Genomic DNA, 15144 nt, shown 5'->3' on the forward strand with positions numbered 1-15144 from the left:
CGATTACAAAATTACACAAAAAAAATATATCTAACAAAAGTGGGAGGATTTTTTAACTTTTTACCATAGACATTTTATTAGGGAAGCGTAGGTTCAACTGGCAAGTACAAATAAGTAGAAATGTTTGAACAACACCGTTTTAGGAAGTTGAAAAATCAAGTTTCTCTCTCGGTATAGCGTTTATTTTGGCCAATATCTTCTTTAGTTTAGCATTTGTGTATTTCCCATTCGTGTTCTATTTAGCTCCTTATTATGAGTATGTAGCAAGTTACTTATCAAATTCAGCCTCTTTGAGGGTCAAATATGGTTTTGCAAATGGTGACTGACAAGACATAAACAAGGTCAGCAGGAATTTTTTACATAAATGGACATGAATGTATATAACCTAAAATAAGAATAAATTTTAATAAGGGCTGCCCAAAAAGAAAAAAATGCAGTTGCCATCCTATAGATACTTGCAGAAAGGATAAAATTTACTTTTAGACCTTTTGGGATAGCCCTTATTAATACTTCAGATAAAATTCCTTAGGTTATATTTTCAATCCTTTGGACCGGGTTTCCTCCTTGGCATACAGTCCCGGACGCCCGATTATGACATGGTTGGCAACGATACTATCCGCCGGACTGCGTATCTGCGGCGGTGCATTTTCGGGATATTGCGCCTGCCTGTTCCTCACATCTTCCGCTTCCGGCTTGAGCTGTTGCCCTTCATTCTCCTTTTCTGCGACTTCGGGCGTGGGTGGCGCAAGCTCCAGCTGAATTTTTCGGTCAAGGGCGGCAAGTTCGGACTTCAACTGCTTCAGCTCGTCCTCCTTCTTCCACACCTTACCCGCTATCTCCTGTAACTGCGGTATCTCCATCTCCAGCACCTCGTTCTTCGCCTTGTACTGGTCGATGATGGAGGGTATCCTCTCCATCGCGTTGAGGAAGTTGCGGGCGGCGGCCAACGGGTCAGCCATCGCCAGATGCCCGTTGTTGTAGGTGTACTTGTAGTTCCCCTCGACCACGAAGCGGTTGTCGGTGAACTCCAATCCCTCTTTGAGTATCCTTTCGCTCACCACCTTTATCGGAAAACCGTAAAGTTCACCGACCTGCGTGTACAACCCTCCGGTCGTGGCATTCTTGGCTATCTCCTGCAAACGCTTTCCGATGACCTTCTCATCGGCGGAATCCACTCCGTCCACCTTTATTATATTAAGGCGGTTGCCCTCCTTGTCGGTCTGCACCACCGACAGGAAGCGGTTCCAGTCCTCCGTCATGGCATCTATGAAAGCCGTGTTGTTGCGCAACTCGCCGGTCTTTGACTCCAGCTTGAACTCCGAATCACGCTTGCCCTTGTTGAACGACTTGCGTTCCCCTTCGAGCGATGCGATCCGCTTTTCCAGTTTCGCCTTGTCCAACAGGTCGGTATTGCCGGAGAGCAACGCCATGTATTCCGAGAAATTCATGCCCGATTTTTCGTCCATTGCCCCCTCGTCGATGGTACGCGCACCCATCGCACCGCTTTTGAGCTGGCTTATGAAAGTCTGCTTGCAGTGCAGGAGGTTGAACTTGTAGCTGTCCAGTGACTTCTCCACCGCGTAGATGATTACATCCACGTTGTTCCCGGCGAAATGTTTGGCAATCTCATTACCTGCCCTAACTCCGCGTCCGTCACGCTGTTGCAAGTCGGACGGTCGCCACGGCGTATCGAGATGATGGATAGCCACACACCGTTTCTGGGCGTTCACACCCGTTCCGAGCATAGAGGTAGAGCCGAACAGCACACGCACCGTCCCGGCGTTCATGGCGTCTATCACCGCCTTCCGCGCCTTGTCGGTCTTGCACTCCTGAATGAAGCGCACCTCGCTTGGCGGTATACCGTAGTCCTCCGTCAGTTTGCGCTTGATTTCCGAATAGACGTTCCACCCGTCGCCCGGCTGGTATGTCCCCAAATCAGAGAAAACGAACTGCGTGCCTTTCTGGGCGTCGTATTTTTGATAATACTCCGCGATCATCTTGGCACAGTGACTCGCTTTGTTGTCGGGATGATCTTCGTAATTCGGGTCTATCATGCGCATGTCGAGTGCCATTTTCCGGGCATAGTCCGTGGCGATGAGCATCTTCGCCTTTTCTTCCGTTTCCGAAAGCGGCAGCCTGCCCAACAAGGTGGCATCGCCCGTCTTGGCGAACTGCATCAGTTTCTGTATGAAGTCCTCCTGTTCCGGCGTGGGCGGTATATGGTGCAGTATCTCGTTCTTGGCAGGACGGTCAACGCCCACATCCTCCGCCGTGCGGTAGTCCGTGATTTCATTATAGAAGGCGGCAAGCTCCGGCACTTTGATGAAGTAGCGGAAACGCTCCTTCTGGACCACATTGTTCGTCACGTTAAATTCAAAATCCGTCGTCTTCTTGGCAAATATCGCCGCCCAAGCGTCGAAACACCTTATGTCCTGCCGTTCCAGCTCCTTCGGGCGCAGGTACTTGAACAGCAGGTACAATTCAGTCAGTGAGTTGCTGATAGTCGTGCCGGAGAGGAAGGTCGCACCCAAGTCTTTTCCTGTGCGCTCCTGTATGGTGCGTATGGCAAAGAGCATGTTAAGTGCCTTCTGGCTTCCCTCGCTGTTTCCCAATCCCGCCACACGGTCGTGGCGCGTGTTGAAAGTCAGATTCTTGAACTGGTGGCTCTCATCTATGAAGATGTGGTCGATGCCCATCTGCTTGAAATCCACCACGTCGTCCGTGCGTGACTTTATGGCGTGTTCCACCTTCTCCAGCTTCGCTTCAAGGTTGTGCTTGCGCTTCTCCAATCCTTTCAGCATCGCCCGCGACACGTTCTTTCCCTGCTGCCGTAGCACTTCGAGGTTTTCCTCCACCGTGTCAAGCTCTGCTTGCAGGATGCGCTGCTGCAATTCCGGCGACTGCGGTATCTTGCCGAACTGGTCGTGCGACATGATGACGCAATCGTAGTCGTTGTTCTTTATATTATTGAAGAAGCGCACACGGTTGGCGGTCGAAAAGTCCTTCTCCGAAGCGTACAGAATACGTGCGTTGGGATATGCCGCCTGATAGGTGGCTGCAATCTCCGCAACGTTGGCTTTCAGCCCGATAATCATCGGCTTGTGTGCCAAATTCAGACGCTTCATCTCATGCGCGGCGATGCACATTATCAGCGTCTTACCGGTTCCCACCTCGTGGTCGCAAATTCCGCCGCCGTTCTGTTTCAACATCCAGACGCAATCCATCTGTGAGGGATAGACGCTCTTGATACCCCGGCTTGCCAGCCCTTTCAGGTTGAGGTCGGGAAAGGTCTGATGGGAGCCGTCGTAGCGCGGGCGCACGAAACAGTTGAACTTGCGGTTATACATCGTCACAAGCCGCTCCTTGAACTGCGGCGACTGCTCTTCGAGCCATTCGGAGAAGCCGTTTCGTATCTCGTCAATCTTGGCGTTGGCGAGTTGTATTCCCTCGCTGTCGCGCATCTTGATGTCGTTGCCATGCTCGTCCTTGCCGATGGACTTCATCATGTCAGGGCAGGTGTTGTGCAGGGCGTGTTTTAGGAGGTGCATACCGTCATAGTTCCGGTAATACCCCTTCACCAGAAACTCGTCCGTGATTTTCATGGTGCGGTAGCCGCACACCACCGAAAACTCGTCCATGCTTGCGGAATAGGCGATTTTCACCTCCGTGTCGAACAGCCGGCTCATGTAGGCGGCATAGACACCCGTCGGAATCCAGCGTTCCCCGAAATTGAAGTCCAGATCCTCGAAGGCGATGCGCTGCGGCTCGGCATCTTTCAGAGCCTCCAACGCCTGCTTCACCTCCGGCATACGCTCATTTTCGGGATTGTCACCCATCCATGCCTCTATGCGTTCCGCTTTCTCTATGACATTTCCGGCGATGAAACGGTCTTTGATTTCGTAACCGGTCACGAGCGGATTGTAGTAGATGCGCCCTTGCAGGGCAGTGAGCAAATCCTCCGCCGTGCTGTCGGTTATCTCCCGCATATAGTCGAGATTGACCGTACCATATTTGTTGAGCGACGCAGACAGGGCTTCTTCGGGAGAGCCTACGTTGGCATGGCTCTCCACCGCGAAGGAAACAGGATGCTCGAAGATGTCCGCCTTGACGAACTTTCCGTTTTCCATCCGTTCCAGCGAAAGGATGTCGCGCCCGCCCGCATCCATCATCACTAACTTCACGTTCTGCTTGGCGTTGAGGTTGCCGTAGCGCATGACAAACTCATCGTAACAGGTATTCAGATGCTCTCGCCACGGAACATTTGCCTCGCGCCGGAGCGATTCATAACGGTACAGACGCTCGTAGGCGTCACGCAGCGACACATACAACAACGCCTTTTCCTTCTGGTATCCTTTCAGGTCGAGCGGCTGGAATGTCGCCCCGTATGGCGTGATGTCTTTCAGGTAGCCGATGTTATGACGCCCCCGGTCAGCCACCAGCGACCCTTCGCGCAGGTGCATCTCCGGCGTGCGGTGGTAGGCACGCGGAGAAAGGTCCACGACTTCCTCCTTCGGCTTTTCCGCTTCGATGTCGGGGAAAAGGAAAGTCCCCACCGCTTCCGATGGGGTATCTGTAACGGCAGGTGCGGCGACTGCCTCCGGCTGTGTTTCCTCCTGTCGTGGCTGCTCACGGGAAGTTTCCGGCACGGCTTTCACTTCCGTCTTTTCCGCCACTTGTTTCTCGTTATGCTGCCTTGCCAGTTCCCGAAGTTCTTTCCTACGCTCCGGCGTCAAACCCATCATCATTTCATAGAAACCGTTGATGGGAGGATTGGTATCCCAGTCCAGTGTGGCATAGATGTCGTCCGGGTCGGCAGGCTTGGCGGTGTTCTCCGCTTTCACCTCCTTATTCTCCATTGCGGGTTTTGCAGTTGGAGCTGTCGGTGTAACCGTGACTTTCGGTTTGGGCGGAGTGGACTTTGCCGTAACTGCCTTTTTCACCGTCTTTTTCTTTTTGGAGGTTTTCGGTTGGCTGACCTCTTCCGTCATCCCCCAGAGGTCAAGCAGGGTGAGCTGCACGCCTGCGGAATATTGCGGGCGCGGTTCTATCTCCGGCTTTTCATCTGCGGGTTGCGGCTTTTCTGTCGGAGTTTCCACCGTCTGCGCCGAGGATACTGTTTCCAATTTTATGGCAGGACGCTCTACTTTATTTTGAACGGCAACTTTTTCTTCCGTTCCTGCCTGCCGGATTGAACCCGAATACAAGCGCATGGCAAGCCTGTAATGGAAATCCTCGTCGAGCATACGGCGCAAATCCCCGGCGATGCCTGCTGCCTTGCCCTCGTGCAGATAAACCATAGCGGGCTTCCCGTAGGGGTCTGTGTCAAGTTTCGCCATCGTATGCACGATGCGTTCCGGGTGGTGGATGAAATAGGCGTTGTCGGTCAGGGCGGTTTTCGTGTCCGTCTGTATCACGGTCATCAGCCGCTCGTCCTGCGACATTTCCTTCTTGCTGAGGTTCTTTTGCAGGACAATCAGGTCACTGCCCACCTCCGTGCCCGCGTTGTCCGTGAACAGGTTGTTGGGCAGGCGTATCGCGGATACCAGATTGGCCTGACTGAACAGCTCGTTACGCACGGAGGTCTTGGTGCTATTCAATACCCCTTGCGAGGTGATGAACGCCACGATACCGCCGTCACGCACGGCATCCAGTCCTTTGAGAAAGAAATAGTTGTGGATGGTTTTCTGGGCGGAGCGTCTGCCGAAAGAGTCGCTCCGCTGAAACTCCGCGTCGAACACGGCAATGTCACCGAACGGAATGTTGGACACCGCCAAGTCGAAATAATTGTTGAACGGTCTTTCGATTTTCTCAAAACCGCAGGTGCGCATTTTCTGGTCGGGATAGAGATGCCTCAAGATTGTACCCGTGAGCAGATCCTTCTCGAAAGCCATCACATCCGCATTGGGGCTGTGCCGCAGCATGGAATCCACGAACACGCCGACACCTGCCGACGGTTCGAGCATACGGGCGGGGCGGACGCTGTAATCTGCCAGCACGTCCGCGATGGTGTCGGTTATCTCTTTGGGGGTGTAGAAAGCGGTCAGCACGGACGCTTTCAGCGAATCCACAAACCGCTTGTACTCTGTTTCGTCCTTGCTGTTCTCACGGATAAGCCTGTGCAGCTCCACCGTCGGGGCGAACAGTTCGAGGTCGGATTTCGCCCACCGGACGGCATCCGTCAGTTCCTTTGCAGGGTTGAGGATACATTTCAGACCGCCGAAACCGCAGTACCTTTGAAGTATGGCACGCTCTTCGGTTGTCGCTGTCCTATTTTCCCTGTCAAGGATGAATGCCGTCCGTATCGCCTCGATGTTGTCCCGCAGTTTCTGTTTGCGGTTAAACGCCATATTCGTCTAAGTAAAGGACGGTTGCTCCCGTCAGCTCCGTGTAGAGCAGGTCGTAATCGGAAGACAGGGCGAAATTGTCATCCGAGAGGTCATAGACGGAGAACACGTTGCCGACAAGCGGCAGCAGTTTCAGGACAAAGGCTTCACGCTTCTCTTCCGGCACTTCATCGGCAAACTCGTTTTCCACGACTTCGCGGAGGATGGCGTAACGGGAATAATGCAGCCCGCGCAGCAGCGTGTCCATCGCCAGTTCCTGCGCACCATCGGCGGGATAGCCTTCAAGCCGTGCCCTCTCATACGTTTCGGCGGCACGGTCGGCCCGTTCCCGTATGAAAGCGGTGTCGTCAGCCTGTTCAAACTTGTTCGTGCGGAGATAGTCCAGCAGGTACAGACCGTAATAGGAAAAGTCGGTCTGACCCTCGTTTTTCTTCTTGTTGTTCATTACTTTGGATTTAGCGGATTGATAATTAACGGGATAATCGGTTGGAAAAAGGAAGAAAAAGGCACTCGGTATCCCTCCGAGTGCCACCACTAAATCCAAAGTATGAGTGTAATCCGGTATCGAAGAACAATTCATTACTCTGAACAAGTGGCAAAGTTAATACTATTTCTTCCGTCCTGAAAATTTCTTGTCCTTTTTAGCCTCCGGGAACACAAAAGTCGTGTTATATTCCCCGTCAAAGGCGACAACAGCATCGAAACTCTTGCCCTGTTTGCTCTTGAACCCTTTGAGCAGCTTGGTATGCCCTTCGGTGAGCAGGTCTTTGATTTCATCGTCGGACAGGGTGCGTCCCGCTTTCAGCCGGAACACGGGCAGTCCGCACTCCGTGTTGTCGCAGCGTACCACCTTGCCGTAGAACCGCATCCTGCCCGTGCCACACTTGGGACACGCGCAGCCGGAGTCACGGCTGCCGAAGAGCTTGTCGCACGAGATCAGTTCGGAGGTTATCTCACGTGTGTACGCCTCTATCTCCTTGCGGAAGGTGTCGTCGGACAGTTCCCCGCGCTCGATACGCGCCAGCTCCTTTTCCCATTCGCCCGTCATGGCAACATCGGCGATGCGCATCGTCTTGACGACGGAATTGAGGGCAAGTCCTTTTTCGGTGGGAACAAGCGACTTCTTGCAGCGTTCCATGTAACCGCGCTTGAAAAGCGTTTCGATGATGGAGGCGCGTGTGGCGGGAGTACCGATGCCACAGTCCTTCATCGCCTGCCGCAGTGCGTCGTCCTCAATTTCCTTGCCCGCCGTTTCCATTGCCGAGAGCAGGGTGGCTTCGGTATGCAGCGGCTTGGGTTTGGTCTTTCCTTCGGTAATGGACGAGCCTTTCGGTGTCAGCGTGTCGCCTTCCTGCCAGCCGGGGATGGTAATTTCCTCTTTTTCCTCGCCATAGACGGCACGCCATCCGGTTTGCTTCACGACGCTGCCTTTTACGGTAAACTCCACTCCGGCACATTCCGCCGTGACAGTGGTCACATCCTTGACGCATTTCTCAGAGAATGCCTCGACCATGCGCCCGGCAATCATCTGATAGATGGTATTGTCCTCTTTGGAGAGGAAGAGCGGTTTCTCACCCGTGACGAGCAGGGCATGGTGGTCTGTCACCTTGCCGTCGTCCACGCTGCGGCGTGTCGGGGCGGCTTTTGCCCGCACCTTGTCTTTCCATTCGGGCTGTGTGCCGATGAAAGCGAGCAGTTTGGGAATTTCGGCAAACACGTCTTCGGGGATGTAGCGGCTTCCCGTTCTCGGATAGGTTATCAACTTCTTTTCGTAGAGTTTCTGCGCGATTTCAAGCGTCTGTTCCGCCGTGAAGCCGTGCTTGGCGTTGGCTTCTTTCTGGAGCGTGGTCAGGTCGTAGAGCAAGGGAGTTTCCTCCGTCTTCTCCTTGCGCTCGGCTTTCGTGACAGTGGCGCAACCTGCCGCCTTTACCTTATTATATAGTTCCATCGCCGGTTCTTTCTCTTTCCATTTCTCGGAGGATGAGAATTTCACGACTTCGCCGTCGCAACCGTCCGTTGCGATATGGAGCTGCCAGAATGCTTCGGACGTAAAGCGGCGGTTCTCCCAGTAGCGTTCACATACCATAGCCAACGTTGGTGTCTGCACCCGCCCCACGGAATACGTGCCGTGTCCGGCGGCGATGGATAACGCCTGTGTGCCGTTGATGCCCACGAGCCAGTCGGATTCGCTCCGCGCTTTGGCGGCGAGGTAGAGGTTGTCGTATTTGCTGCCGTCTTCGAGTTTCCGCAGTCCCTCGCGGATAGCTTTGTCGGTGAGAGAGCTGATCCACAGGCGCACGAAAGGAGTGGTGCAACCCGTATAGTGGTAGAGGTAGCGGAAGATAAGCTCTCCCTCGCGTCCGGCATCGGTCGCCACGATGATATGTTCGCTTGTGTCGAACAGTCTTTTGATGACTTTTATCTGCGACACCACGCCGCTGTCGGGCTTGTAACCTTTCTCCGTCCTGACCTGACGGGGGACGAGCGTGAATGTGTCGGGAATAATCGGGAGGTTGTCACGGACAAATCCGCGCACGCCGTAGCCGTCGGGCATGGCAAGCTGAACGAGGTGTCCGAATGCCCATGTCACGGCATAACCGCCTCCCTCGAAATATCCTTCCTCTCTCTTTGTCGCGCCCACGATGCGGGCGATTTCACGTGCCACGGAGGGCTTTTCTGCAATGATTGTCTTCATGTCTTCTTCTTTTTTGTTGATACTTTGGATTTTATTTTGGATTCAGTGGCGGACACGGGATTACATTTTCATGCCCTTGCCCGTTTTCTTCTGCGGCTTCTCCTGCTGCTGTTGCTGGCGGGCGTCCTTCGGGTTGGTCTGACCTTTCTGCAACGGCTCTCTCAGATTCTTTGTAGCCTCGTTGGTCTTGCCATCGTTGTTCACCGCCACCTGCGTGCGGCTCTCGTTGGACGGAGCAACCTGCTGTGCATTGTCAGGGTTCGTGTCGTAGCGGTACGGGCGTCCCTTCTCCGGGTTGAACTTGATATACATCGTGGCATGGAAGCCCTGCTTGTCGGTCACGTTCTCCAGCTTCACGGCTTTACCCGCCACATAGTCGGCTTTCTGCTGGTCGGTGAAGCTCACGCCGCTCCATTTGCTGATGGGGCGGATGCTGCCGTCCTCGTTCGTCCACGTGTTGCGGCGTTGCTCCTTCTTGGTCTGTGCGGCATTTTCCCCGCCCTGCGCCTGACTTTTCGATGTGTCGCCTTTGGTTTCCTGTGTCTGTGCGGTACGGGGCGACTTGCCGGTTCCCGGCACGAACTCCACGCCGCGCTGCTCCACGTTCACTTGCAGGGTGGTGACGAACTTTCTGCCGTCGTTGCGCTCGATGAGCTTGTCGCGTACGGGCAGTCCGGCGCGGAGCATGTCCCGCTCCTGCGTGGTGATTTCCGTCTTGCCGATGCGCTCCGGGATGCGCACCCTGCTTGCCGGAATGTCCGTGATTTCATTCGTCTTGCGGTCGATGCTGATGTAGGAGGGGATGATCTCGCCCGTTTCCCTGTCCACAATGTCCACGACCCTACCGAGATTGCCCGTTTCGCGGAGGTTCTTCCGGTCATTGTCGGAGAATTTGTGTTCCTTGTACTCATCCAGCTTCTGCTCCTTGCGGATGAAGTGCGGCACGAGGCTGATGTTTCCCTCACCGTCCTTCTTGAAGGAGAGGCGGGCGTCCAGCTCGAATGATTCGCCGCCGAAGGTCGGTTTGACCTTTACCAAGTCGGACTTGCCATAGTTGAGCATCTTCGTAAGGTCGCCGGACTTTTCAAGGTTGTCCCGCTTTACGCCCCATCTGTCCTCCAGCTCCTGCCAGTTGATTTTACTCTCGTCGATGGGCTGGTAGCCACGTTTGCCCTGCATCTGTTCGGATTTGTCCTGTTGCTGTTCTTTCCGTTGTTCCATGTTCTCCTGTTTTTGAGGTTCTTGTTTCTCTGTCTGTTGTGCTGCCATCTCTTCCTGCACCTTCTTCTCATAGTCGGAGGTGTCCACCTTGTGAGGGGCGAGCAGCTCCTTGTTCGCTTCGGGGTCTTTCAGCAGTTGCTTCATCACCTCTAAGAGATTTTCAGCTTGGTCTGCCGCAATGCGGTAGAAACCGAAGCGGCTGGGTTCCTTGCACTGCCGGAAGAAGTTCTTGAAGAAGTTGTCCAGCACGTCGCCATGTCGGTCGAATTGCAGGAAACTCTGCGCGTTCTCCGCTTTTGCGGGGGTGCGCTTGGGTGTGCCGTCCGCGTTCAGCCCGGCTACCACGCTGATCTCGCCTGTCTTCTCGTCACGGACTACCAGCACGTCCTTTTCGTCTTTTTTCTTTGCCATCTGAAAAATGTTTTAATGGGTTATTTATGAAAGAAATTATGGATACGAGCCTTGTAGAAGGCTATATCTTCCTTTTTGAAGTCCTTGATATGGTTGGAAAGGAATGTCAGCACGTCCTCCTCGCTGTAATAGGTCTTCTTGCCCAGCGTCTTGTAGGGCAATGCGCCTACGCTGCGGTAGCGTTGGAGGGTGCGTTTGCTTATCTGGAGCAACATGCACAAATCCTGATTGTCGAAAAGGCGGATGCTTTCCGTGATAGTGGGCTGTTTCCCCTCAGCCTTCATCGCCAGCAGCAGTTCGTCCTGACGGTCGAGCCGTTCCATCAGCTTCTGCATCCAGCCCTCGAAGTTGTTTCGTGTGAGCAGTTCCATGACCTATGTCCTCCTTCCTTTTGGTTTGCCGCCCGTGCGCAGCGTGTGGTTGTGGAACAGGGTGTCTATTGTCCCTTCCTCGTTCCTTACTGTGTTGTCCTCCAATAGCCGCAGTATCTCGGAAAGGCGGTAGCGGCAGCTTCCGCGTACCACCACATACTCGATACGGTGGTCGGTGCGCATACGCTGCATGGTGCGCTTGCTCACGTTGAGCATCTTCGCCGCCTGTGCCGTGTCAAGCAGCTTGTCTTCGGTTTCCCGCTTCCGTTTCTTCTCGTCCCTTGCCTCGCGGATGTACCCTGCGATGTTCGCAATCTGCGCCATCATCTCCTTGTAGGCGGAACTTTCCATTGTTATCACTTTCATGTTCAGTCCTTTCTTTTTGTTTCTGCGACAAAATTCGGCAATAAACAAAAGGGGCTTTAACAACTCACTACGTGACTCACGTAAGATTTTTGCGGAAGATGGCTCCGTAACCCGGTCAAACGGCGCAACAGGCAGCCTTTCAGCGGAAAACGATACGTCTTGTATGCCGTTTCGTTACCTTTGCGGCAAACTCTAAATGACATGAATATGGAAATAGTATCTATCGAGAAAAAGACTTTCGAGATGATGGTGGCGGCATTCGGCGCACTCTCGGAGAAGGTCGCCGCCCTGAGGCGCAAAAGCGACACGGGGCGCATGGAAAGATGGCTCACGGGCGAGGAGGTCTGCGGGCAGTTGAGAATAAGCCCGCGCACGTTGCAGACGCTGCGTGACAGGCGGCTTATCGGCTACTCGCAGATAAACCGCAGGTTCTATTACAAGCCAGAGGAGGTGAAGCGGCTGATACCGCTTGTCGGCACGCTCTATCCGCACGGCAGATGATTTGATTTATTCACCCACTGAATCCGAAGTTATGATGAACGAGAACAACGATGTTTTTACGATGGAAGACGAGCCGATAGCCTCTGTGGTGCAGGATATGCGCAAAGGCTCGAAATGGCTGTCCGCATTTCTGGAAAGCTACCGTCCTCCGCTGGACGGGGAACGTTACCTGACGGACGGCGAGGTGTCGGAACTGCTCCGTGTGAGCCGGCGCACCTTGCAGGAATACCGCAACAACCGCGTGTTGCCCTTCATACTTTTGGGAGGGAAGGTGCTTTACCCGGAAACGGGGCTGCGCGGGGTACTGGAAGCGAACTACCGCAAGCCGCTGGAGTGAGGCGGTTTCATGAAAAAGTAAACGGGTGACACCTTTTGTGGTGCTACCCGTTTACTTGTCTTATGGGGTATGTGCAATCAGCAATACCCGGCTTTTCCGTTCTGTATGAACATCACGTATGTCTGCCGTTTCTCTTGTGAGAGTGCCTTTCCCACCAGCCATGTGCGGAACAGGTGGGTGTTGTAGGTATTCACCCTGAAAGCGACCGGGATGATGATTTCAAGGGCGTACACGTCCGCGTGCAGCCCGTTTTCAAGCTGCATGTAGCGGCACACCTCGTAGTCGTTCAGCACGTCCGACTTGCGGACGGCTCTGATGGCGGCGTTCACTGCCGGGACGGTCGTATGGAACAATCCGGCTATTTCGGTGGCGGTCATCCACACGTCGTTACCGGTTACGCTGACTGCCTTGTCCTCGATGATGATTGTGTCACGTTTCATGGCTTTTCTTTTTAGATGGTGCAACCTGCAAATTCCTCGACGCCGTTCAATCTTGCGGCAAGGTTCTCCATGTCCTGATTGAGCTTCTCTTTGGTTATCTTTGCGTAAATCTGCGTCGTCTTTATGCTCTTGTGTCCGAGCATGGAGCTGACCGTTTCGATGGGAACACCGTTGGAGAGGAATATCGTCGTGGCTGCCGTGTGGCGGCTCTGATGCCACGTGATATGCTTGGTGATGCCGCAACGCTTGGCGACGGCACGGATACCGGCAAGGCACGTGTTATAATGCGGAACGGGAAATATCCTGCCGTCCCCGCACAGTCCCCGGTATTTGCCGATTATGCGGTTGGCGATGTCGAGCAGGCGGATGTTGGACACCACGCCCGTTTTCTGGCGGTTGATGTTTATCCACTCGTGTTCGTCGAAGTAGGTGCGGATATTCTCTTCCGTAAGGTTGCGCATATCCGCGAACGACAGCCCCGTGAAGGCGCAGAACAGGTAGAGGTCGCGGTACAATTCCTGTTTGGCGTTTTTCAGTTTCCCCTCCATCAGCAGGCGGATCTCATCTTTGGTCAGGAAACTGCGTGTTGTTTCCTCCTTCTTGATTTCATACTCGCGGAACGGGTCGCGCGTCAGCCACTCGTTGTTGATGGCGATGAATACCATCGTCCGTAACGGGCAGACGTACAGCCACACGGTATTGGTGCAGCAGTGCTTGTCCGTGCGCAGGAACATCTCGAAGTCGGAGATGAAAGCCGGGGTAAGCTCTTTTAGGGCGATGTCCTTCACATGGTAGCGGATGTCGAGGAACTCTTGCATGTGCTTGTAAACGGTGCGGTACTTCAGCAGCGTGCCTTTGGCTTTCATGCCTGCCTCCACCTGCTTCTCGTAGTCCTCGTTGTGCTGGCGGAACACCTGCATCAGCGTGTGGTAGCGGTGTTCCAGTCCGAGAAAGGCGTTCTTCACCTTCTCCGCCGTGACGAAGTTGTCACGCTCCATGATTTCCTGATAATGCCTGTTGATGCGTACCCGCATCTTGTCAAGCATACGGTTCGTTTCGAGTGCCGCCGTGCTTCTGCCCGTGACACGTCCACCTTTGGTGTCCCACAGTTTCGGATCGACAGTCAGTTTGCAGCTGAACTGTGTCTGGCTGCCGTCCACCGTGATGCGTCCCATGACGGGAACTGTCCCGTCCTTTTTCACTACCTGACGCTTGAGGTAGTAGATTACTGAAAATGTACTCTTCATTGTCCTTAATTTTTGGGTTTCAAAATTAGTTGGTGAAGAGTCCGGTGTTGGTACGCAAAACGGGGAGGAACGGCGCAATCTTTTTCCGTAACCTGATTTTTCGCATGAGTTATGGATAACTCACTATTCCTTAGAGCCTTGTTTCGCTATTCGTACCCGTTTGTCGCATTTTCGGGCATGGTTACGAACAAGTAACGTAGCGGCGTCAGGATTTGGCTTCGGCAGGGATTGTAATGGCTTCACGGATTATCGCCACTTCAACCAAAACCCTTGTAACTCAATTCTATCACTATATCTTTCCGCATTTCACTTTTTTGTAGTAACTTTGCACGGTTAAAATTAGTTTTATGGAACCAACCACTTTAACAAAACCCAAATGGATTCGAGTAAAACTTCCTTCTGGAAAAAATTATAATGAACTTAGACAAATCGTTGATAAATATAAGCTAAATACAATTTGTCAAAGTGGAAGTTGCCCGAATATGGGAGAATGTTGGGGAGAAGGTACGGCTACTTTTATGATACTGGGTAATATCTGTACAAGAAGCTGCGGTTTTTGTGGTGTTAAAACAGGGCGTCCTTCAGAAATTGATTGGGAGGAACCGGAAAAAGTGGCTCGTTCTATCAAATTAATGAAAGTAAAACATGCTGTTTTAACTTCTGTAGATCGTGATGATTTAAAAGATATGGGGTCTATTATATGGTCGGAAACCATTAAGACTGTTCGCCGAATAAGCCCGGGTACGACAATGGAAACATTAATACCTGACTTTCAAGGAATTCATAAACATATAAATAGAATTCTTGAGGCTGCACCTGAGGTAATTTCACATAACATAGAAACAGTGAGACGACTTACTCGTGAAGTACGTATACAAGCAAAATATGACCGAAGCTTGGATGTTCTTCATTATATGAAAGAGCAAGGTCAACGAAGGACTAAGACGGGAATTATGTTGGGATTAGGGGAAAAACCATCGGAGGTTTACGAATCTATTAAAGAGATTCATGATGCTCGTGTAGACGTAATAACTATTGGGCAGTATTTACAACCAAGTAAAAAACACCTTCCAGTAAAGGAATTTATTTCGCTTGATCAGTTTAAAGAATATGAAAGTTTTGCTAGAAGTTTAGGAAATTTCAAACATATTGAAAGTAGTCCTTTAGTACGTTCTTCTTATCATGCCGAAAAACATGTGAATTGATTTCAC

The 15144-nt window shown here is 52.7% G+C and carries 12 protein-coding genes; 3 read left to right on the forward strand and 9 right to left on the reverse strand.

What is annotated here, in order from left to right; genetic code table 11:
- Positions 1-530: 530 nt before the first annotated feature.
- From Q0T35_RS02335 to Q0T35_RS02365, 7 genes are all read right to left on the reverse strand, one after another.
- Positions 531-6347, reverse strand: a complete 5817-nt coding sequence (locus Q0T35_RS02335) for an N-6 DNA methylase (protein ID WP_004291462.1) — start codon at positions 6345-6347, stop codon at positions 531-533.
- On the reverse strand, positions 6337-6789 hold the full coding sequence (locus tag Q0T35_RS02340; RefSeq protein WP_004304266.1) for a DUF1896 domain-containing protein: 453 nt from the start codon (positions 6787-6789) through the stop codon (positions 6337-6339). Before Q0T35_RS02340 ends, Q0T35_RS02335 begins: the two co-directional genes overlap by 11 nt.
- A gap of 162 nt (positions 6790-6951) precedes the next feature.
- Complete coding sequence (gene topB / locus Q0T35_RS02345) at positions 6952-9039, reverse strand: type IA DNA topoisomerase (protein ID WP_004291456.1); 2088 nt, start codon at positions 9037-9039, stop codon at positions 6952-6954.
- 60 nt (positions 9040-9099) lie between these two features.
- Positions 9100-10671, reverse strand: a complete 1572-nt coding sequence (locus Q0T35_RS02350; protein WP_004291455.1) for a DUF3945 domain-containing protein — start codon at positions 10669-10671, stop codon at positions 9100-9102.
- 20 nt (positions 10672-10691) lie between these two features.
- Positions 10692-11042, reverse strand: a complete 351-nt coding sequence (locus tag Q0T35_RS02355) for a helix-turn-helix domain-containing protein (protein WP_004291454.1) — start codon at positions 11040-11042, stop codon at positions 10692-10694.
- Positions 11043-11045: 3 nt separating this feature from the next.
- On the reverse strand, positions 11046-11348 hold the full coding sequence (locus tag Q0T35_RS02360) for a helix-turn-helix domain-containing protein (RefSeq protein WP_295840837.1): 303 nt from the start codon (positions 11346-11348) through the stop codon (positions 11046-11048).
- The gene (locus Q0T35_RS02365; protein ID WP_018676470.1) at positions 11278-11439 is read right to left on the reverse strand and encodes a hypothetical protein; all 162 of its coding nucleotides are present in this window, start codon (positions 11437-11439) and stop codon (positions 11278-11280) included. Before Q0T35_RS02365 ends, Q0T35_RS02360 begins: the two co-directional genes overlap by 71 nt.
- A gap of 170 nt (positions 11440-11609) precedes the next feature.
- On the opposite strand from Q0T35_RS02365, the gene Q0T35_RS02370 reads away from it, so the two are divergent.
- Both Q0T35_RS02370 and Q0T35_RS02375 read left to right on the forward strand, forming a co-directional pair.
- On the forward strand, positions 11610-11909 hold the full coding sequence (locus Q0T35_RS02370) for a helix-turn-helix domain-containing protein (RefSeq protein ID WP_004291426.1): 300 nt from the start codon (positions 11610-11612) through the stop codon (positions 11907-11909).
- 31 nt (positions 11910-11940) lie between these two features.
- A complete protein-coding gene (locus Q0T35_RS02375) occupies positions 11941-12246 on the forward strand; it encodes a helix-turn-helix domain-containing protein (RefSeq protein WP_004291424.1) in 306 nt (101 codons plus the stop codon).
- A 77-nt stretch (positions 12247-12323) separates the two neighbouring features.
- On the opposite strand, the gene Q0T35_RS02380 is transcribed toward Q0T35_RS02375, so the two are convergent.
- A complete protein-coding gene (locus Q0T35_RS02380) occupies positions 12324-12686 on the reverse strand; it encodes a hypothetical protein (RefSeq protein ID WP_004291423.1) in 363 nt (120 codons plus the stop codon).
- A gap of 11 nt (positions 12687-12697) precedes the next feature.
- A complete protein-coding gene (locus tag Q0T35_RS02385; RefSeq protein WP_004291422.1) occupies positions 12698-13933 on the reverse strand; it encodes a site-specific integrase in 1236 nt (411 codons plus the stop codon).
- A gap of 347 nt (positions 13934-14280) precedes the next feature.
- Here Q0T35_RS02385 and lipA point away from each other — a divergent pair, with 347 nt between their 5' ends.
- Positions 14281-15138, forward strand: a complete 858-nt coding sequence (gene lipA, locus Q0T35_RS02390) for a lipoyl synthase (protein ID WP_293917523.1) — start codon at positions 14281-14283, stop codon at positions 15136-15138.
- Positions 15139-15144: the final 6 nt, after the last annotated feature.

Source organism: uncultured Apibacter sp. (assembly GCF_946479295.1).
GTDB lineage: Bacteria > Bacteroidota > Bacteroidia > Flavobacteriales > Weeksellaceae > Apibacter.